13 protein-coding genes are annotated in these 20,202 nt (G+C 73.9%); 6 read left to right on the top strand and 7 right to left on the bottom strand.

Annotated features, from left to right (window positions below):
- Window positions 1-363 precede the first annotated feature (363 nt).
- Window positions 364-936, top strand: a complete 573-nt coding sequence (locus tag ABTZ54_RS20940) for a TetR/AcrR family transcriptional regulator (RefSeq protein ID WP_351665326.1) — start codon at window positions 364-366, stop codon at window positions 934-936.
- Between the two features lie 82 nt (window positions 937-1,018).
- On the top strand, window positions 1,019-2,290 hold the full coding sequence (locus ABTZ54_RS20935) for an SGNH/GDSL hydrolase family protein (RefSeq protein WP_351665324.1): 1,272 nt from the start codon (window positions 1,019-1,021) through the stop codon (window positions 2,288-2,290).
- 24 nt (window positions 2,291-2,314) lie between these two features.
- Here the strand turns inward: ABTZ54_RS20935 and ABTZ54_RS20930 are convergent, their stop codons facing one another.
- Together ABTZ54_RS20930 and mfd are read right to left on the bottom strand one after the other, a co-directional pair.
- A complete protein-coding gene (locus ABTZ54_RS20930) occupies window positions 2,315-4,249 on the bottom strand; it encodes an NACHT domain-containing protein (protein ID WP_351665322.1) in 1,935 nt (644 codons plus the stop codon).
- A gap of 61 nt (window positions 4,250-4,310) precedes the next feature.
- Window positions 4,311-7,865, bottom strand: a complete 3,555-nt coding sequence (gene mfd / locus ABTZ54_RS20925; protein WP_351665320.1) for a transcription-repair coupling factor — start codon at window positions 7,863-7,865, stop codon at window positions 4,311-4,313.
- A 142-nt stretch (window positions 7,866-8,007) separates the two neighbouring features.
- Here mfd and ABTZ54_RS20920 point away from each other — a divergent pair, with 142 nt between their 5' ends.
- Window positions 8,008-8,283, top strand: a complete 276-nt coding sequence (locus ABTZ54_RS20920; RefSeq protein WP_351665318.1) for a type II toxin-antitoxin system prevent-host-death family antitoxin — start codon at window positions 8,008-8,010, stop codon at window positions 8,281-8,283.
- Window positions 8,280-8,531, top strand: coding sequence for a type II toxin-antitoxin system RelE family toxin (locus tag ABTZ54_RS20915; RefSeq protein ID WP_351665316.1), 252 nt, complete (start codon window positions 8,280-8,282; stop codon window positions 8,529-8,531). The genes ABTZ54_RS20920 and ABTZ54_RS20915 overlap by 4 nt, the downstream gene beginning before the upstream one ends.
- 118 nt (window positions 8,532-8,649) lie before the next feature.
- Here the strand turns inward: ABTZ54_RS20915 and ABTZ54_RS20910 are convergent, their stop codons facing one another.
- Window positions 8,650-11,223, bottom strand: a complete 2,574-nt coding sequence (locus ABTZ54_RS20910; RefSeq protein ID WP_351665314.1) for an ABC transporter permease — start codon at window positions 11,221-11,223, stop codon at window positions 8,650-8,652.
- Complete coding sequence (locus ABTZ54_RS20905; protein WP_351665312.1) at window positions 11,220-12,038, bottom strand: ABC transporter ATP-binding protein; 819 nt, start codon at window positions 12,036-12,038, stop codon at window positions 11,220-11,222. The genes ABTZ54_RS20910 and ABTZ54_RS20905 overlap by 4 nt, the downstream gene beginning before the upstream one ends.
- A gap of 217 nt (window positions 12,039-12,255) precedes the next feature.
- Here ABTZ54_RS20905 and ABTZ54_RS20900 point away from each other — a divergent pair, with 217 nt between their 5' ends.
- A complete protein-coding gene (locus tag ABTZ54_RS20900; protein WP_502997285.1) occupies window positions 12,256-13,977 on the top strand; it encodes an MFS transporter in 1,722 nt (573 codons plus the stop codon).
- A 40-nt stretch (window positions 13,978-14,017) separates the two neighbouring features.
- Complete coding sequence (locus tag ABTZ54_RS20895) at window positions 14,018-14,899, top strand: 2-phosphosulfolactate phosphatase (protein WP_351665310.1); 882 nt, start codon at window positions 14,018-14,020, stop codon at window positions 14,897-14,899.
- Here the strand turns inward: ABTZ54_RS20895 and ABTZ54_RS20890 are convergent.
- The 3 genes from ABTZ54_RS20890 to ABTZ54_RS20880 all read right to left on the bottom strand — a co-directional run bounded on the left by ABTZ54_RS20890 (window position 14,896) and on the right by ABTZ54_RS20880 (window position 20,037).
- On the bottom strand, window positions 14,896-15,798 hold the full coding sequence (locus tag ABTZ54_RS20890; protein ID WP_351665308.1) for a cellulose-binding protein: 903 nt from the start codon (window positions 15,796-15,798) through the stop codon (window positions 14,896-14,898). The genes ABTZ54_RS20895 and ABTZ54_RS20890 overlap by 4 nt on opposite strands.
- A gap of 134 nt (window positions 15,799-15,932) precedes the next feature.
- Window positions 15,933-19,031, bottom strand: a complete 3,099-nt coding sequence (locus ABTZ54_RS20885) for an SUKH-4 family immunity protein (RefSeq protein WP_351665306.1) — start codon at window positions 19,029-19,031, stop codon at window positions 15,933-15,935.
- A 7-nt stretch (window positions 19,032-19,038) separates the two neighbouring features.
- Complete coding sequence (locus ABTZ54_RS20880; protein WP_351665289.1) at window positions 19,039-20,037, bottom strand: SMI1/KNR4 family protein; 999 nt, start codon at window positions 20,035-20,037, stop codon at window positions 19,039-19,041.
- Window positions 20,038-20,202 lie beyond the last annotated feature (165 nt).

Here is a 20,202-nt window from a genome sequence, read left to right as displayed (position 1 = left end):
CCCGGCGCCACGGGCTGGGGCTGGGGGGCCTGGGGGGCCTGGGCCTGCCCGATCCGAGCCTGCCCGATCCGAGCCTGCCCGGCCTGGGCCTGCCCCGTCTGAGCCTGCCCGGCCTGGATCTGCCCGGCCTGAGCCTGCCCCGTCTGAGCCTGCCTGGCCTGAGCCTGCCCGGCCTGGATCTGGCCAGCCTGGGCCTCGACCTCCGTCTGCGTCTCCGTCTGCGTCTCGGGCTTGGTCTGCGCGGTCATGGCGTGTCCCCGTCCATCCTGCGTCCGTCTTGCCACTGTCTAGATTCTTGTCACTGACTAGATTCCTCCCGCCTCCCAAACTTGTCAATGCCTAGATCCCGCGTACGCTGCTGCCATGACCACCCGGCGCACCTACCACCACGGCGACCTGCGGCAGGCCGTCCTCGCCGCCGCTCTCGACGTGATCGGCACCGACGGCCCCGCCGCGCTCAGCCTGCGGGACCTCGCCCGTCGCGCGGGCGTCTCGCACGCGGCGCCCGCCCACCACTTCAAGGACCGGACGGGCCTGCTCACCGCGATCGCCGCCCAGGGCTACGACCTGCTCGCCGAGGCGCTGGCCGGCTCCCCCGACCTGCGGGACCGGGGGGTGCGCTACGTCCGGTTCGCCGCCGCGCACCCGGCGCACTTCCAGGTGATGTTCCAGCCCGGCCTGCACCGCGCGGACGACCCGGAGCTGCTCGCCGCCAAGGAGCGGGCCGCCGCCGAGCTCCGGGCGGGTGTGCCCGCCTCCACCGACGCCGCCCGCGACACCGGTGTCGCCGCCTGGTCGCTGGCCCACGGCTTCGCGACCCTGCTCCTCACCCACAACCTGGACGCCCCGCTGGGCGGACGGGACCCGGGCGAGGTGTTCCGCTCACTGACCGGACTCCTCGATTCCGCTCAACTCGGGGGAGGGAACGGGGAGTAGGGGGAATAGCCGGAGTCGATCAAGACTTGTTCCTCCTCGTGCGCACAGGAAGCACCACGGCACACGACAACGGGCGGAACACATGAAGACCACCGGCACCACCCTCCGGCGCGCGGGCACGGCCCTGCTCGCCGCGACCATCCTCACCGCGCTCCCCGCGACCTCCGCGACGGCCGACCCGTCCCGAGGCGGCGACACCGGCTGGCACGGCGCCTGGGCCGCCTCGCCGCAGGCCGCCGCCGCGCCCTTCGCCCCCAACTGGTCGACGGGCGGCTTCGACGACCAGACCGTCCGCCAGACGGTGCGCGTCACCGGCGGCGGCACCCGGGCCCGTATCGAGCTGACCAACCGTTACGGCGGCACCCCGCTGCGGATCACCGGCGCGACCGTCGCCCGTACCGCCGAGGGCGGCGCCGTGCGCCCCGGTTCGGTCCGCGCGCTCACCTTCGGCGGGCGCGGCTCCGTCACGATCCCGGCCGGTGGCACGCTGGTCAGCGACGGCGCCCCGTTCAAGACCTCGGCGTTCGAGACGCTCACCGTCACGCTCTACCTGGCGGGCCCGACCGGCCCCGCCACCTTCCACCACTTCGCGGGCACCACCAGCTACCGGGCGGCGGGCGACCACCGCGCGGACGTGTCCGGCACGGCGTTCACCGAGACCGACTCGTCCTGGTACTACCTCTCCGGCGTCGAGGTCTCCGGCGGCGCCCACACCGCCCGCCGGGACGGCATCGTCACGTTCGGCGACTCCATAACCGACGGCGTCGGCGCCACCCCGGGCGCGGACAGCCGCTACCCCGACGAGCTCGCCGAGCGCCTCGCGGCGGCCGGCTCCCCGCGCGCCGTCCTCAACCACGGCATCGGCGGCAACCAGGTCGTCAACGACACCACCTGGGCGGGCGAGAAGGGAATCGCGCGCTTCAAGAAGGACGTGCTCACCGAGAAGGGCGTCGGCACGGTCGTCCTCCTCGAAGGCATCAACGACATCGGCGGCAGCGGCCCGGCCTTCCCCGGCGGCCCGACCCCCGAGGTCTCCGTCAACCGCCTGATCGAGGGCCACCGCACCCTGATCCGCCAGGCGCACGCCCGGGGCATCAAGGTGATCGGCGCGACCCTGACCCCGATCAAGGGCTCGTACTACTTCACGCCCGAGAACGAGGCGAAGCGCGAGGCGTTCAACGCGTGGGTCCGCACGTCCGGCGCGTACGACGGCGTCGTCGACTTCGACCGCGCGGTCGCCGACCCGGCCGACCCGGACCGCATCCTCCCGGCGTACGACTCGGGCGACCACCTCCACCCGGGCGACGCGGGCTACCGCGCGATGGCCGACGCCCTGGACCTCGACGAGCTGTGAGCCCCCCGCGGCACCCCGTACACCTCACGGCGCGGGGTGCCGCACCAGCCACTCCTGGAACTCGCGGTGGCGGAACTGGTAGGCGGCGCCGGAGGTCCGCATGAGTCCCGCCGCCACGGACCATTCGAGGAAGCGGGCGAAGCGGAGGGGGAGGCGGCGGGCGTTCACCAGGAGGAACAGGCCGTACGTGAGGAAGCCCGCCACCATGGCGGGGGACATGACCAGCAACAGCACGGTCGGCGCGGCCTCGGAGAGCGGGATCGCCCGCCAGGTCTCGACGGCGACCGCGACACCCGCCAGGACCAGGCCGGTCAAGGCCAGCTGGCCCCGGAGCGGGCCCACGGGTCCGACCGCCGTCGCGTCGAGCTCGTCCGAGACCTGGAACGTCAGCACGAAGCCCAGCCCCACCAGCATGAACGCCAGGAGAACCAGGCTCCCCCGGGCACCGAAGCCGAGCCGCGCGCTCTGCCACAGGGTCAACAGCAGCAGACTGGTCAGCAGGAGGCCGGGCCAGCTCCGTAATGGCCTGGCCAGAATCCGCCGCAGTCCCACGCCCCACAAGGGGCTCCCGAGCCGGGGAGTCGGCAGCGTCACCAACGAACGCCCCGGTCCCCGACGGACCACATGCCAGGCCAGGAAGGCCGTGAACAGCAGGCTGAGCAGCGTGACCGTGGAGTACGCGGTCGACCACCACCCCGACCACAGGACCAGGCCCTGGGCCGCGGCCCCCGCCACCCCCACGACCCCCATGAACCCGCCGATCAGCCACCTCGGCGCATACCGCCCCAGCTCCAGCGGCGCCACATCCGTTCCCGGCCCCAGGAGTACGGCCAGCGTGTGCAGCGCCCTGTGGACCCGCTCCGGCGCGTAGCGGCCCGTGCCCGACGCCCCGATGAACCGGGCGAGCAGCAGATCCGCCGCCTCCCCCTCCGTCCGTGCCCGCAGCAACTCCCCGGGGTCGCCGTCCCGTTCGTACGCCACCGCCGCCAGGGTCAGGCGCCAGGGCGTGGACAGGGCGCGGGCCGGCACCCCGGTCGGGCGGTCCCGCAGCTCGTCGAGGAGCGGGGCCCAGCGGTCGGGGCGGCGGGCGCCGCGCAGGGTGAGGAAGTCGCGGGCCCGGTCCGGGGTCACCGGGTCGATCTCGATGCGGGCCGCGTCGAGGATGTGGACGCCGTCGGCCTCAAGCGCGTCGTACTCCCGGGAGCGGCAGGTCAGGACGAGCGGCGCCGGTTCGGTGCCGTCCTGGTGGCGGGACAGGGCCTCCAGGGCGAGGCCCGCGCGGGAGCCGGCGGCGGGGGTGCCCGCCGGGTCCATCTCGTCGAGGCCGTCGAGGACGGGCAGCACCATGCGGGCGGCGACGACCCGGCGGGCGGAGGCGGCGGGCAGGCCGTAGTCGCGTTCCAGGTGGCGGGTGAGCCAGGCGCGGAAGGGCTCCCCGGTGTCCCAGTCGGCGAGGGCGACGAGGACCGGGACGGGTTCGTCGGCGGCGCGGACCCGGTTGAGCTCCATGACGAACTTGCGGGCCAGCAGGGTCTTCCCGGCGCCCGGTTCGCCGGTGATGACCAGGCGGCGGGGCCGCAGCCCCCGGTAGTCCTCGACGACCTTCTCCAGGCGCCCCGCGGGCGACGCCGGAAGGGCGGCGGCCCGGGCTCCCGCGTACGGCCGGAAGGCGAAGGTGACGTCGATGGCCTTCAGGTCGCCGCCGAGCGAGCTCATCCACTGCGGCTCGCCGATCGCCTTCACCTCGCGCGCGAGCCGGGCGACCGCGGCCGCCTCGTCCTCGTCCGCCCGCCGCCAGAACGTGGCGACCAGCCCGACCACGCCCAACGCGCCGCACGCGAAGGCCATCAGGTCGGTCCGCTGGGACAGGTCGAGCGCGCCGGAGCGCCCCGCGAGCGCCCACAGCACCCCGCCCACGACCAGAACGGACCCCCCGAGGCCGATGACCCCTCTGCGCACCGCGCCCCCTCTCCCCGCTCCGGGTCATCCTGCCGGAACGGGGACGGGGAGGAGCGCCGTATCAGGAACCCAGGATCTCCGCGAGGAACTCCCCGGTCCACGCGAGCAGTTCGCGGCCGACCACCGGCTTTCCGCCGATCTTCCCGGCGGTCGGGCGCGGCACCAGGATCTGGTGGACGGCCGGCTTGATGACCGTGCGCGGGTAGAGCCGCTTCAGGCGCAGCTCCTGGGACTCGCGCAACTCCACCGGGGCGAAGCGGATGTTGGGGCCCTGGAGGACGATCTCGCCGACCCCGCAGGCACGGGCCAGCATGCGCAGGCCGGCCACCAGGAGGAGGTTCTCGACCGGCTCGGGCAGCTTGCCGTAGCGGTCGGTGAGCTCCTCGCGTACCGCCTTGATGTCCTCCTCCGAGTTGGCGGAGGCGATGGAGCGGTACGCCTGGAGGCGCAGCCGCTCGCCGGGGGCGTAGTCGTGCGGCATGTGGGCGTCGACCGGGAGCTCGATCTTGACCTCCAGCGGGGCCTCCTCCTCCGCGCCGCCCTCCATCTGCGCCCGGTAGTCGGCGACGGCCTCGCCGACCATCCGTACGTACAGGTCGAAGCCGACGCCCGCGATGTGCCCTGACTGCTCTCCGCCGAGCAGGTTGCCCGCGCCGCGGATCTCCAGGTCCTTCATCGCCACGTACATGCCCGCGCCCATCTCGGTGTGCTGGGCGATGGTCGCGAGGCGCTCGTGGGCGGTCTCCGTGAGGGGCTTCTCCGGCGGGTAGAGGAAGTAGGCGTAGCCGCGCTCGCGGCCCCGGCCGACGCGGCCGCGCAGCTGGTGCAGCTGGCTGAGGCCGAAGTTGTCGCCGCGCTCGACGATCAGGGTGTTGGCGTTGGAGATGTCGATGCCGGACTCGACGATCGTCGTCGAGACGAGGACGTCGAACTTCTTCTCCCAGAAGTCCACCACGACCTGTTCCAGGGCCTGTTCGGACATCTGGCCGTGGGCCGTGGCGATGCGCGCCTCGGGGACGATCTCGCGCAGCCGGGCCGCCGCGCGGTCGATGGACTCGACACGGTTGTGGATGTAGAAGACCTGGCCCTCGCGCAGCAGTTCGCGGCGGACGGCCGCGCCGATCTGCTTCTCCTCGTACGGGCCGACGAAAGTGAGGACCGGGTGCCGCTCCTCGGGGGGTGTCGTGATCGTCGACATCTCGCGGATGCCCGTGACCGCCATCTCCAGGGTCCTGGGGATGGGGGTGGCGGACATGGTGAGCACGTCGACGTTGGCGCGCAGCTTCTTCAGCTGCTCCTTGTGCTCGACGCCGAAGCGCTGCTCCTCGTCGACGATGACCAGGCCCAGGTCCTTGAACTTGGTCTCGGAGGAGAACAGGCGGTGGGTGCCGATGACGACGTCGACCGAGCCGTCCTTGAGGCCCTCCATCGTCGCCTTCGACTCGGTGTCGGTCTGGAAGCGGGACAGGGCGCGGACCTTGACGGGGAACTGCGAGTAGCGCTCCGAGAAGGTGCCGAAGTGCTGCTGCACGAGCAGCGTGGTCGGGACGAGGACGGCGACCTGCTTGCCGTCCTGGACGGCCTTGAAGGCGGCGCGGACGGCGATCTCCGTCTTGCCGTAGCCGACGTCGCCGCAGATCAGACGGTCCATGGGGACGGTCTTCTCCATGTCCTCCTTCACCTCGGCGATGGTGGACAGCTGGTCGGGCGTCTCCGCGTACGGGAAGGCGTCCTCCAGCTCGCGCTGCCAGGGGGTGTCGGGGGCGAAGGCGTGGCCGGGGGCGGCCATCCGGGCGGAGTACAGCTTGATGAGGTCGGCGGCGATCTCCTTGACGGCCTTCTTCGCGCGCGCCTTGGTCTTGGTCCAGTCGGCGCCGCCGAGGCGGTGCAGGGTCGGGGCCTCGCCGCCCACGTACTTGGTGACCTGCTCCAGCTGGTCGGTGGGGATGTAGAGGCGGTCGCCGGGCTGGCCGCGCTTGGCGGGGGCGTACTCGACGAGGAGGTACTCGCGGGTGGCGCCCTGGACGGTGCGCTGGACCATCTCGACGTAGCGGCCGACGCCGTGCTGCTCGTGCACGATGTAGTCGCCGACCTCCAGGGTCAGCGGGTCGATCGTCTTGCGCCGCTTGGCGGGCATCCGCTGCCCGTCCTTGCCGGCGGCCTTCTGGCCGGACAGGTCGGTCTCGGTGAGGACGGCCAGCCGGAGGGCGGGGTCGACGAAGCCGTAGTCGATGGAGCCGCAGGCCACGTGGACGACGGACGGGGAGATCTCGGCGAGGTCGCCCGTCTTCGAGTCGGACGCGGCGAGGCGGGCGGGGATGCCCTCGCCGCCGAGGACCTCGACGGTGCGGGAGGCCGGGCCGTACGCCTCGGTGACGTACACCGTGCGCCAGCCCTCGGCCAGCCAGCCCTTGGTGTCGGCGAGGGCGCGGGCGGTGTCGCCGCGGTAGGTCTCGGGGGCGTGCATGCCCAGCTTGAGGGTGTCGCGGTCGAGGGCGGCGGTGTCGTCGGCGGCGAACGGGGAGACCGACCACCACATCATGTCCAGCTCGCGGGCCCGGTCGCGGACGTCCGCGATCCCCCACAGGGAGGCGGCGCCGACGTCGATCGGGGCCTCGCCGCCGCCGGCGGTGGCCGCCCAGGAGGCCTGGAGGAACTCCTGGCTGGTCGCCACCAGGTCGGCGGCCCTGGTGCGGACCCGCTCGGGGTCGCAGACGACGGTCATGGCGCCCTGGGGGAGGACGTCGATCAGGAGCTCCATGTCGTCGACGAGGACGGGGGCGAGGGACTCCATGCCCTCCACCGCGATGCCCTCGGCGATCTTGTTGAGCAGTTCGCCCAGCTCGGGGTGGGCCTCGGCGAGGGCCGCCGCCCGCTCCCGTACCTGGTCGGTGAGGAGCAGCTCGCGGCAGGGCGGCGCCCACAGGCCGTGCTCGGCGACTTCGAGGGAGCGCTGGTCGGCGACCTTGAAGTAGCGGATCTCCTCGACGTCGTCGCCCCAGAACTCGATGCGGAGCGGGTGCTCCTCGGTGGGCGGGAAGACGTCCAGGATGCCGCCGCGCACGGCGAACTCGCCGCGCTTCTCGACGAGCTCCACGCGGGAGTACGCGGCGGCCGCCAGCCCCTCGACGATCTCGCCCAGGTCGGCGGTCTGCCCGCTCCTCAGCGCCACCGGCTCCAGGTCTCCGAGGCCCTTGACCTGCGGCTGGAGCACCGAGCGGATGGGGGCGACGACGACGCTGACGGGTCCGGCGGCGGGGTCGTCGTCGCGCGGGTGGGCGAGCCGGCGGAGCACCGCGAGGCGGCGTCCCACGGTGTCGGAGCGGGGGCTCAGCCGCTCGTGCGGCAGCGTCTCCCAGGACGGGTAGTCGACGACCGTGTCGGGGTCGAGGAGGGAGCGCAGGGCGGCGGCCAGGTCCTCGGCCTCGCGCCCGGTGGCGGTGACCGCGAGCACCGTGCGGCGGGTCTCGCGGGCGAGGGCGGCGATGGCGAAGGGGCGGGCGGCGGGCGGGCCGACCAGGTCGACGTGGTGGCGGTTGCCGTCACGGGCGGCCTTGACCGCCTCGGTGAGTGCGGCGTCCTTGACGACGGCGTCCAGCAGACCGTGCAGGCTCATGGAGGGTCCATCCCGGCGGAGGTGGGCAACGCGAACGGCCCGACACGTCTCACGGGCCGGGGCCTCCAGCCTACGACGACGCGGTGACAGTCACCCGATCGTGGGATCGCGGGGCTACACGCACCTCTGTACAGTCGAGTACATGAGTGCCACGTTCCCCATCACCGAGGCCCGCGCTCAGTTCGGCACCCTCATCCGCCGGACGGCGCACGCCCGCGAACGCATCACGATCACGGACCACGGCCAGGCCGCGGCCGTCTTCATAAACCCCACGGAGCTGGACGAGCTGGAAGAACGCGTCCTGGAGCTGGAAGAGGAGCTGGCCGTGGCACGCTACCGCGCGGAGAAGGCCAACGGCACCTTCGTCGGCATCCCGCAGGACGAGGTCCGCGCCATGCTCGGCCTGGAGCGCGAGTGACCTTCCAGATCATCTGGGCGGAGCGGGCGACCCACGCCGCCGTCCGCTTCCTGAAGGACGATCCCGAGGGTCTGCGGCAGGTCTTCGCCGCTGTGGACCTCCTCGCGGAGGAGCCCCGCCCGCTCGGGACGGTCGCCTACGGCTCGCCGGAGCTCCGCCGTATGCAGGTGGGGTTCTACCGCCTGCTCTACGAGATCGACCACGGGACCATCACCATCACGGTCCTGCACATCGGGCGCACGCCCTAGCCACGCGCCGCGGGCCGGGCCCGGCGGGGTGTCCCGCCGGGCCCGGCCCGTGTCCGTTCCCGCTGGTCAGTCCGTCTGATCAGTCCGTCTGATCAGTCCGTCTGATCAGTCCGTCTGGTCAGTCCGTCGCGATCGCGTTCAACACGTTCATCCGTCCCGCCCGGAACGCCGGGACCAGCGCCGCGAAGAGGCCCACGAAGGCTGAGCCCACGAAGACGGTGGCGATGGTCGGCCAGGGGATCTGGAGGACGCCCAGGCCCTCCAGGGCCAGGAGCTTCTGGGCGGCGGTGCCCCAGGCGAGGCCGAGGGCCAGGCCCAGGAGGGCGCCGAAGAGGGCGATGACGACCGACTCCAGGCGGATCATGCGGCGCAGCTGGCGGCGGGAGAGGCCGATGGCGCGCATGAGGCCGATCTCGCGGGTGCGTTCGACGACCGAGAGGGCGAGGGTGTTCACCACGCCGAGGACGGCGACGATGATCGCGAGGGCGAGCAGTCCGTAGACCATGTTGAGGAGCTGGCCCACCTGGTCCTGGAGCTGCTTCTTGTAGTCGGCCTGGTCCGCGACCTGGTACTGCGGGTAGGGAGCCAGGGCCTTCTTCAGCCCCTCGTACGCGGCGTCCTCCTGCCCGTCCTTCGCCGTGGCGAAGACGATCATGCTCTTGGGCATCCGCTCGGCCGGCAGGAAGCGGGCCGCGGTCGTGATGTTCGTGTACATCACGCCCTTGTCGATGTTGGCGTCGTCGGAGGTGACCGCCGCGACCCGCAGCCGCGCCTTCTCGCCGCCCTTGAAGGCGACGGTGAGCGTGTCGCCGACCTTCACGCCGTGCTCGGCGGCGTACGTGCTGCCGACGGACATCGCGCCGGGCCCGTACGCGGCGGACAGCTCACCCGCCGTGGTCTCGCGCCGCACGTCCTTCGCGTACGTCGGGTCGGCGGCGACCAGCCCCATCTCGGCGGCCTTGCCGCGCGGGTCGGTGACGACGGCCTCGACCCACTTGTACTCGGTGACGTGGTCGAGCCCGGGCGCCTTCTCCACGGCGGCCAGCGCCTGCGGCACGACGGGCTGCCGGTTGGTGGACTGCACGATGAAGTCGGCGCCCACGGACCGGTCGAGCTCCTCCGTGGCGGAGGCCACCATCGACGAGCCGACGACCGAGAGGCAGGCGACGAGCGCGAGGCCGATCATCAGGGCCGCCCCCGTGGCGCCGGTGCGACGCGGGTTGCGCAGCGCGTTGCGCTCGGCCATCCGGCCGACCGGGCCGAAGACCCGCAGGACGACGACGCCGAGGCCGCGCACGACGGCGCCGGACAGCAGCGGGCCGATCACGACGAAGCCGAGCAGGGACAGGACGACGCCGAGGCCCAGCCAGAGCGAGCCCGCGGCGGACTTCTCGGCCTGGGTGGCGGCCCAGAGCGCGGCGCCGCCCGCGGCGGTGAGGAGCAGGCCGAGGACGGCCCGTACCGCACCCGCCTTGCCGTCGGCGGGGGTGCCCGCGTCGCGCAGGGCGGCCATCGGGGAGACCTTCGAGGCCCGGCGGGCGGGGACGAAGGCGGCGAGGACGGTGACGACGACGCCGAGGACGATCCCGACGACGGGGGTGGTCCAGCGGACGGTGAGGTCCTGCGTGGACAGCTCCATGCCCATGGACGACATGAGCTGCATCAGGCCGACGGCGAGACCCACACCGGCCGCGACCCCCGCGGCCGAGCCGACGACGCCGAGGAGCAGCGCCTCGACGAGGACGGAGCGGTTGATCTGGCGGCGGCTGGAGCCGATGGCCCGCATGAGGCCGATCTCGCGGGTGCGCTGGGCGACCAGCATGGAGAAGGTGTTGACGATGAGGAAGATGCCGACGAGGAAGGCGATCCCGGCGAAGCCGAGCATCGCGTACTTCATGACGTCGAGGAAGCCCGCGACGTCCTCGCGGCCCGCGTCGGCGGCCTCGGCGGCGGTCCGCAGCTGGTAGCCGGAGCCGATCGCGGCGGCGACGTCCGCCTTCAGGGTGTCATCGCTGACACCGGGCGCCGCGTCGACCGTGATCTGGGTGAACAGACCGGCCTTGCCGAGGAGTTCGCGCTGGGCGGTGGCGGTGTCGAAGTAGACGAGGGTGGCACCGGGGTTGGTGACCTTGAAGTCGACGATGCCGGTGATCCGCGCGGTGAAGTCGCCGGTGACGGCGATGGTGCGCAGCTCGTCGCCGATCTTCAGGTGGTGCTTCTCGGCGGTGCCACCGTCGACCATGACCTCGGTGGGGCCGCGCGGCTCGTGGCCGGAGGCGATCTCCATCGAACGCAGCTCGTTGGAGGACCAGTTGGCGGCGATGGTCGGGGCGCCGGAGGTGGGCCCGACGTTGCGGTCGCGGGAGTCGACGACGGTGACGCTGGTGGAGAGCACCTGGCCCTGCGCGGCCTTGACGCCCTCGGCGCCCCGGACCCGCTCGACGAGCGCGGCGGGCAGCGTCTCAGGGCGCCCGTTCTGCGGGATCTCGTCGTTCTTCGCCGCGTTCGACGGGCTGACGGTGACGTCGGAGGCGGTGGAGGCGAACAGCTTGTCGAAGGTGGTGTTCATGGTGTCGCTGAACACCAGGGTGCCGCAGACGAAGGCGACGGAGAGCAGGACGGCGACGGCGGAGAGCGCCATGCGGCCCTTGTGCGCGAGGAAGCTGCGCAGGGAGGTCTTGAGCACGGTCATGACGTCCGCCCGCGCGCGTCGAAGTCGGGGGTCTGGGGGTGTCCCCCAGAAAAGAGGAGCATCCGGTCGAGGACGGCCTCGGCGGTGGGCCGGTGCATCTCGTCGACGATGCGGCCGTCGGCGAGGTAGAGCACCCGGTCCGCGTAGGAGGCGGCGACCGGGTCGTGGGTGACCATGACGATGGTCTGGCCCAGCTCGTCGACCGACTGCCGCAGGAAGCCGAGGACTTCGGCGCCGGCCCGCGAGTCGAGGTTTCCGGTCGGCTCGTCACCGAAGATGATCTCGGGCCGGGCGGCGAGCGCGCGGGCCACGGCGACGCGCTGCTGCTGGCCGCCGGAGAGCTGGGCGGGCCGGTGCTTCAGCCGCTCGCCGAGCCCGACGGTCTCGACGACCCGGCGCAGCCACTCCTGGTCGGGCTTGCGGCCGGCGATGTCCATCGGCAGCGTGATGTTCTCCAGCGCGTTGAGCGTGGGGAGCAGGTTGAACGCCTGGAAGATGAACCCGATGCGGTCGCGCCGCAGTTGGGTGAGCTTCTTGTCCTTGAGGCCGGTGATCTCGGTCTCGTCGAGGTAGATCTCGCCGCCGGTGACGGTGTCGAGTCCGGCGAGGCAGTGCATGAGCGTGGACTTGCCGGAGCCCGAGGGCCCCATGATCGCGGTGAACTGCCCGCGGGCGATGTCCACGTCGACGTGGTCGAGCGCGACGACCCGGGTCTCCCCCGCGCCGTACGCCTTGACGACCTGTCGCGCCCGAGCGGCGACGGCCGTACGCCCTCCAGTACCCCCGTGCCTGGGGATGGTCACAGCCGAAGTCACGGTATGTCTCCTATGTGCGCTCTGTGTTCGAACGGGATTCCGTAAATCCAAGGTAAGGACGGCGGGGGCCTCGTTCCTCCTCCGCCGGGACGAACGGCCCCTGGGCTGCATGGGGGAGGAGCCCCTAGGGGTTCTCCATCGAAGGATCGAGTGAGAGGCTGACCCGGGCGCACTTAGATGTACGAGGCATCCGTATGGGTGGGGAGAGGGGCCGGCGGTGTCCGAGGCGACCACGAGACGGACCGCGCCGCCGACGGCGCACACCACCCGGCGCGGACCGGTCGTCGCCGCGCTGATGCTCGGCATGGCGCTCGCCGCGCTCGACGGCACCATCGTCTCCACCGCCGTCCCGCAGATCGTCGGCGACCTCGGCGGACTCTCCGTCTTCTCCTGGCTGTTCTCCGGCTATCTGCTCGCCGTGACGGTCACCCTGCCGGTGTACGGGAAGCTCAGCGACACCTTCGGCCGCAAACCCGTCCTGATCTCGGGCATCGTCCTCTTCCTGATCGGCTCCGTGCTCTGCGCGGCGGCCTGGGACATGTACTCGCTCATCGCCTTCCGCGTCGTCCAGGGCCTCGGCGGCGGCGCCCTCCAGGGCACGGTCCAGACGATCGCCGCCGACCTCTACCCGCTGAAGGAACGTCCCCGCATCCAGGCCCGGCTCTCCTCCGTGTGGGCCACCGCCGCCGTGGCGGGCCCGACGGCGGGCGGACTGCTCGCCGGATACGCGGACTGGCGCTGGATCTTCCTGGTCAACCTGCCGGTCGGGGCGGCGGCGTTGTGGCTGATCGGGCGTTATCTGGTGGAGCCGGGGCGGCCCGTGGGGGGCGGGGGTCCCCTGGGGAGCGGGGGTCCCCTGGGGAGCGGGGGTCCCCTGGGGGGCGGGGGTCCCCTGGGGGCCGGGGGTCCCCTAGGGGACGGGGATGCCCTAGGGAACGGGGATCCCCTAGGGGGCGGAGCCGGAAGCGGCGCCTCCGACGGATCCCGGCCCCGTACGCGTAACCGCCCCCGGCTCTCCGTCGACTGGGCCGGTGCGCTCGCCATCTTCGCCACCGGAACCCTGCTCCTGACGGCGCTCGTCCAGGGCGGGGTCGCCTGGCCCTGGCTCTCCGCCCCGTCGCTCGGCCTGTTCGGCGGCGCGGCGGCGCTCGGCGTGCTCACCGTGCTCATCGAACGCCGGGCCGCAGAACCGATCATCCCCGGCTGGGTCTGGCGCCGCCGCACCATAGCCGCCGTCAACCTGGCGCTCGGCGCCCTCGGTCTCCTGATGGTCGCCCCGACCGTCTTCCTGCCCACGTACGCGCAGGCCGTCCTCGGCCTAGGCCCGATAGCCGCCGGCTTCGTCCTGTCCGCGATGACCCTGAGCTGGCCGGTCACGGCCGCCCTCTCCAACCGCGTCTACACCCGCATCGGCTTCCGCCTGACCGCCGTCCTCGGGATGACGGGCGCCCTCCTGGTCCTGCTCGCCTTCCCGTTGCTGCCCTTCCCCGGCGAACCCTGGCAGCCCGCCCTGCTGATGCTGCTGCTCGGCGCGGCGCTCGGCTTCTTCCAGCTGCCGCTGATCGTCGGCGTGCAGTCGACCGTCCCGTACGAGGAGCGCGGCACGACCACCGCCTCCGTCCTCTTCGTCCGCCAGGTCGGACAGAGCGTCGGCGCCGCCCTGTTCGGTGCCGTGGCCAACGGGGTGCTCGCCGCGCGCCTCGGCGACGCGAGCGGTGACCTGGACGGTCTGGTCCGCGCCCTGGAGACCCCCGGCTCGCTCACCGGGCAGGCCGCCGACCACCTGCGCCGGGCGGTCGACGCGGCCGTCGACTACGTCTACCTGGGCGCGGCGGCCGCGGCCGCGCTCGCCCTCGTCGTCCTGCTCACCCTCGCGCCGCGCCGCTTCCCGGTCCTTGAGGAGCAGCGGGAGGGAGGGAGCGGGGAGAGCGCCGGGTAATTCCCCGCCCCCGGAGGCCCGCCGCCGCCAGAATGGCGCGATGGATCACCACTTCGTCGGCATACCGGAGTTGACCGGCGTCCCCCGCGTCGCGGTCGTCATCGACGTCATGCGCGCCTTCACCGTGGCCGCCTGGGCCTTCTCGCGCGGCGCCGAGCGGATCGTCCTGGCCGGGACGGAAGACGAGGCCCTCGCCCTCAAGGAGCGCCACCCGGGCTGGCTGGCCCTGAAGGACGGGGCCCCGGCGCCCGGCTTCGACGCGGTGAACTCCCCCGCCCTGCTCAGCTCCCACGACTTCACCGGCCGCACCCTGGTGCAGAAGACGACAGCGGGCACGGTAGGCGCCCTGGCCGTCGCGAACGCCCCACTGATCCTGTGCGCGAGCTTCGTGGTGGCCGGCCCGACCGCGCGGTTCTTGTGCGGGGTGGGTGGGGGTGCGGGTGCGGGCCCAGGCGCAGGCGCAGGCTCGGGCTCGGCCCCAGGCGTGAGCGCCGGCTCGGGCCCAGGCGCCGGCTCGGGCCCAGGCTCGGGCACAGGCCCGGGCCCGAACGCGGTCCCGGTCCCGCGCGGGGCGTCGGCGCAAGCGTTCCGACCGCCGCCGCCCGCTCCATACACGGCCCAGACCGCGGGCCCTGGCCCAGGCCCGGTCACGTTCGTCGTCACCGGTGAGGGCGGTCGGGCCGGCGAGGATCTGGCCTGTGCCGAGTACATCGCACGTCGGCTCGCCGACGACAGCGCCGACCCGGCGCCGTACGTCCAGCGCGCCAGGAACTCCCGCGCGGCGGCGGAGCTCGCCGCCGGGCTGCGTGAGGGCTTCCACCCGGACGATGTCGAACTGTGCCTGGAGCTCGACCGCTTCCCCTTCGCGATGGCGGCGCGCCGGGAGGAGTCCCTGATGGTGCTGCGGCCGGTCGATCCCTAAGCGCCGGCCTCGTCCTCGGGCTCTCCCCCGGCCTCCTTCGGCGGCTCCACCCGGCCCGTCAGGGCCGCCAGTGACGAGCGGATGTGCTCCATGTGGGAGTGGATCTCCTCCCGGGCCTCGTCGTGCTCGCGCCGGACCCGGTCCGTCTCGCGCTCGATCCGCTCCTGCTTGAGCCGCGCCTCGGCGAGGATCTCCGCGCCCTTCGCCTCCGCGTCCTCCTGGCCGTGCCGGGCCGCCTCCTTCGTCTCCGCGAGCCCGCGCCGGGCCTCCTCCAGCTTGCCCTCCGCGTACGCGACGAGCTCGGCGTGCCGGGCGTCGAGCTCGGCCACCCGGCGTGCCGCCGCCCGGTCGGCCTCCTCCCGTACCGTCTGGTGCTCCTCGCGCTGCGCGGAACGGACCGCCTCGGCCTCGCGGCGGGTCGCGTCGAAGGCGGCCCGCGCCTCGGTCCGCGCCTTCTCCGCGTCGCGCTGCGCCTCGGTCCGTATCGCGTCGGCCTGGAGACCGGTCTCCTTGCCGGTCGCCCGGGCCGCCGAATCGGCCGCCGCGCGAACCCCCTCCGCGTACGCCTTCGCCGCCGCCTCCGCCTCCGCGGCCGCCGCCTCCGCCGCCTCGGCGAGCTCCTGCGCCTCGGCCTCCGCGGCCCGTACCAGCGTCTCGTCCTCCGACTCGGCGAGCTCCAGGATGCGGCGGGCCCGCTCGCTCAGGGAGTCGTAGCGCTGCGGGGCGAGCGTGGCGACGGCCTCGCGCAGCCGGGCCGCCTCCGCCTCCATCTCCTTCGCGAGGACGGTCAGGCGCGCCGCGCGCTCCCACGCGCCGTCGCGCTCCTCGGACAGCGCTGCCAGGTAGCGGTCGACCTGCTCGGGGCGGTAACCGCGTCCCCGTCCGACGGCGAAACTCATCCCTGACGCCCCTTCGTCTGCCTGATGCCCAACAAACATCAAGAATGCGGCATGAGAACGGACAAAAGACGCCCGACGTGAATACACGTCGAGCGCCTTTCGTCACATTGTGCGCATGGGCGGAGCGGTACGGGCTACAGCAGGCCGTCCCACATCTGCTCAAGGAGCACCGACCACCAGTTCTCCGGCGAGGAGAGCGCCGCCGGGTCCAGCATCGCGAGCTGCGCCTGGAAATCGGTCGTCCAGCGGCCCGCCTGCTCCGGGTTGAGCCCGAACCGCAGCCGCCACATGCGCCCGAGCAGTGCCAGGCAGCGGACGAACTCCGGCAGCCCGGTGTTCACGAACTGCGGCGGCACCGGCTGCCCGCCGGGACCCGCCTCCACCGGTACGGCGACGATGTGCGCCGTCCCGTACTGGACGCAGATCGCCCGGCCGAAGTCCGAACCGAGCACCAGGTACGAACCGGCGTCCGCCGCCGGCTGCACCTGCCGCTGCGCCGCGAGCTCCGCGAGCGTCGGCACCACCGGCATGGCCGGCTGCGCCCAGAAGAACGGCCCGAAGTCGGCCGGCAGACCCGCCCATACGAGCGTGACCGCCACCAGCTCCGGTACGCCCTGCCGGGACACCGCGCGCTGGTCGAAGCGCAGGATCCCCGGACCGAACGCCCCGGCCAGCTCCTGCGCCACGCCGTCCGGCGGCAGCGGCGGCGCGGGCTGCACCTGCGGCAGCGGCGCCCGCACCGGCGCGGGCCGCGCCGGGCCGTCGGCGACCTGGTGCAACTCGCCCTGGTGGGTGATGAGCTGCCGCATGCCCTGCTGACGGCCGGCGTGATCGCGCCCGTACGGGGCGATGTTGGTGATCCGGGCCTGCGGCCAGGTCTCCCGGATCATCCGCGCGCAGTAGCCGCCCGGGAGCTCACAGGACTCCAACTCCGTGTGCAGTTCCAGCACTTGCTGCGGCGGTACGTTCATCGCGCGCAGCTCGTGCAGGATCTGCCACTCCGGGTGCGGGGTGCCCGGCGCGGAACGCCGGATGATCTGCTGCTCCGAGCCGTCGGGCGCGCGGTAGCGCAGCACGGCCTGGTAGCCGGGACCCACGGTCGGCAGCCCGGCGGGCGGCTGCTGCGGGTACCCGTACGCGGGCGGCGGCGCGGGCGCGTTGAGCGGCGCGGGCACCGGCCCGGGCGGCGGGGGCGGCCCGGCGGGCCCACCAGGACCGGGCTGCGCCAGCATCGTCGCGGCGTGCGCGATCCCACCCGGCGGCGTCCCGGGCACACCGGGCGCCCCCGGCGGCGGAGGCGGAGGCGGCGGAGCCCCCGGCCCCCCTTGATTCGGATGCGCCAGCATCGTGGCGGCGTGCGCCACCCCACCCGGCGGAGTGCCGGGCGCGCCCGGCGGCGGGGGCGGGGGCGGCGGGGCCGCCGGACCGCCCTGGTTCGGGTGCGCCAGCATCGTCGCGGCGTGGTGCACGGCGGGCGGCGGCGTGGCGCTCGGCGGCGCGGGCGGACCGGGCGGCGTGGGCGGGCCGGGCGGCGTGGGCGGCTGCGGGCCCTCGGGCCCGAGCTGCGAGACCAACTGGGTCCGCACGTACCCGCCGGGCGGCGGCGTCGGCGCCTTGCTGGTCGCCGCGTCGGCGATGTCGGCGGCGCCGGGCGCGGAGGGCGGCGTGCCCGGCTGGGCGGGCGGGCCGGACGGGTTCAGTCGCGGCGCGATGGCCGTCGCGGGCAGCGCGCTGCCGCCCTTCATGAGCGCGGTGGGAGCATCGGCCCCCACGACCGGCGGCGGCGTGTCGTCGTCGTCCGCCCCCGAGAGCGGCGGCGCGAACACCGTCGCAGGCAGCGGCACGGCCCCGTCGGCACCACCCGAACTCGCGTTGGCATCCGCCCACGGGCTCGGCGGGGTAACGCCGTCGACGGCGGAGCCCGGGGCCTCGGCGGCGGGGGCGCCGACCGGCGCCGGGGCGGGCGCGGGCACCGTGACGGGCACGGGCCCGGCCTCGGGCGCGGGCACCGCGAAGGGCACGGGTCCGACCTCGGGCGCAGGCACCGCGAAGGGCACGGGTCCGGCCTCGGGCGCAGGCACCGCGAAGGGTACGGGCCCGGCCTCGGGTACGGGCAGGGGCGCGGGCGCCGAAACGGCCTCGGGCGCGGGCACCGCGAAGGGCACGGGTCCGGCCTCGGGCGCGGGCGCAGGCACCGCCACGGGCGCAGACCCGGCCTCAGGCTCAGGCATCGCGAAGGGCGCGGGCCCGGCCTCGGGCAGAGGCGCAGGGACAGCCTCGGGTACGGGCGCAGCCACGGGACCGGGTACAGGCGCCGGAACGGCCCCGGACGCAGGCGCGGGCACCGTGACGGGCGCAGGCCCGGCCTCAGGCGCGTGCCCAGGCGCCGCGACAGGCGCGGGCCCGGCCGCAGGCGCGGACAGCGGCGCAGGCACAGCCCCGGCCGCAGGCTCGGATGCCGGCACCGACGCCGGCGGGAACACCGGCGCGGAGGCCCCCGCACCCGCCCCCGGCACGGAAGCCCCGGCCCCAGCCACGGGCTCGGGTGCCGACGCAGGCACAGCCTCGGACGCGGCACCGGCCGCAGCCACAGGCGCGGGCGCGGACACCGGAGCAGGCCCGGCATCCGGCGCGGACAGCGGCGCAGGCACAGCCCCGGCCCCGGCCCCGGCTCCGGCTCCGGCTCCGGCTCCGGCTCCGGCTCCGGCCGCAGGCTCAAATGCCGACGCCGGCGGGAACACCGGCGCCCCCGCCCCCGGCCCGGAGGCCCCGGCCCCAGCCCCCACCGCCCCCACCGACCCGTCCTCCACCGACGCCCCCGCGCTCGCCTGCGACGCGTTCGACGCCACCGACGGCAGGCCGATCTTGTCCGCGGCCTCCTGGAGCCACTCCGGTGGGCTCAGCAGGAACGACGTCTGGTTCAGGTCGATGCGGGCCGGCGCGCGGTCCGGGGTCGGTGCCGCGGGCTCGGCGACGGCGCCGTACTCCTCCTCGTAGCGGCGGATGACCTCGCCCACCGGGAGGCCCGGCCACAGGGTCACCTCGCCGGTGTCGCGGGCGATGACCAGTCTGTGCCGGCCGCCGTCCGGGGTCGGCGCCGCCTCGCGGTCCTCGGCCCACACCACGAAGCCGAGGCCGAACTCCCGTACCCGCACCTCCCTGTGCAGATACGCCGGCACATCGCCGTTGATCCACTCCTCGGCGCGCTCCTGCGCCTGCGCGAACGTCACCACAGCCAGCTCACTCCCCCACCGGAACCACGGGCACGGCGCGCGCGAAGCCGCCGTCCACCATCAGGTTCGCCACCGTCTCCAGCTCCGGCGGATTGCCCGCGAGCCGCTGGAGGAACACGTCGAAGTCCGCGCCGCAGGGCAGCAGCAGCCGCGCCGCCCGCTCGTTCACCGACCAGCCGGCCGCGGTCTCACCGGAGTCCCGGGCGTCGTCATAGGCGCAGAACCACACCGAACCGACCGCGTCGCCCTTCACCTTCACCGCGAGCAGACCGCCCTGCACGAAGGCCACGCCCAGGTAGTCCTTCGACAGATGGTCGCGGAGGCACTTGTTCACGTACACCAGGTCGTTGACCCCGGCCTCCTCGCGCACCGCGAAGAACGGCTGGTCCACGAGCAGGCCCAGCTCCGCGTCGAGCGCGGTGCCCACCGGCGCGCAGCCGCCCGCCGCCTTCAAGAAGGAGCGGTACGCGCCCGGCAGCCGGTACCCGAGATCCTCCTCGACCCCCTGCACCTGCTGCTCCGACACCGGCATCGCCCGCTTCGGCAGCCCGAAGTGCGCCGGCCGCGTCTCCTGGAGCGGGCGCGTCCCGCGCTTCCCGTGGTCCACCGCCGCCGTCGTCACGCCACCGTGGTGCCGCAGCAGCGCCTTCACCTCGACCGGCACCAGTTCGAGCCGGCGCGAGTGCGCCACGTGGTGCCAGGTCCAGCCGTGCGGCGTCGCCACCGCCGGAATCCCGTCCCACAGCTCGTGCCCCGTCGCGGCCAGCGCCGCGTTCGCCGACACGTAGTCCGTCAGGCGCAGTTCGTCGACACCGAAACCCTCCGGCGGATCGGCGATCTCCGCCGCCGCCCGCGCGTACACCGAGAAATCCGGGTAGCCGCGCTCGTCCACCCGCACCCCACGGGGATGCCGGGAGGCCCGGACCGGGTCCGGGAAGTGCACGACCTGTCCGGCGTACGCCGAGTTCGGCGGCGCGGTGTGCCGGCCGAGCCGACCTGTCGTCATGGCGGTTGCCCCCTGTGACTGCTGCCGGCGCCGCCGGCCGCTGCTGGTTGGTCCGCACAGCCTAAGCGGTGCCACCCGCCCCCGACCCGGCCCGATGCGCCCACCCCTCCCATGGTGACCACGTGTCACGACGGCATGACAGCACCGCCATGATTCCGACACACC

The sequence above is a fragment of the Streptomyces sp. NPDC094032 genome, assembly GCF_040303965.1.
Lineage (GTDB): Bacteria > Actinomycetota > Actinomycetes > Streptomycetales > Streptomycetaceae > Streptomyces.
The sequence above is the reverse complement of the archived record's forward strand: the minus strand, read 5'-3'. Positions and strand labels throughout refer to the sequence as shown.

What these genes read in the sequence shown, in the direction of transcription:
- ABTZ54_RS20940 (WP_351665326.1), top strand. Translation starts at nt 364, where the DNA reads ATGACCACCCGGCGCACCTACCACCACGGCGACCTGCGGCAGGCCGTC.
- ABTZ54_RS20935 (WP_351665324.1), top strand. Translation starts at nt 1,019, where the DNA reads ATGAAGACCACCGGCACCACCCTCCGGCGCGCGGGCACGGCCCTGCTC.
- mfd (WP_351665320.1), bottom strand. Translation starts at nt 7,865, where the DNA reads ATGAGCCTGCACGGTCTGCTGGACGCCGTCGTCAAGGACGCCGCACTC.
- ABTZ54_RS20920 (WP_351665318.1), top strand. Translation starts at nt 8,008, where the DNA reads ATGAGTGCCACGTTCCCCATCACCGAGGCCCGCGCTCAGTTCGGCACC.
- ABTZ54_RS20910 (WP_351665314.1), bottom strand. Translation starts at nt 11,223, where the DNA reads ATGACCGTGCTCAAGACCTCCCTGCGCAGCTTCCTCGCGCACAAGGGC.
- ABTZ54_RS20895 (WP_351665310.1), top strand. Translation starts at nt 14,018, where the DNA reads ATGGATCACCACTTCGTCGGCATACCGGAGTTGACCGGCGTCCCCCGC.
- ABTZ54_RS20890 (WP_351665308.1), bottom strand. Translation starts at nt 15,798, where the DNA reads ATGAGTTTCGCCGTCGGACGGGGACGCGGTTACCGCCCCGAGCAGGTC.
- ABTZ54_RS20880 (WP_351665289.1), bottom strand. Translation starts at nt 20,037, where the DNA reads ATGACGACAGGTCGGCTCGGCCGGCACACCGCGCCGCCGAACTCGGCG.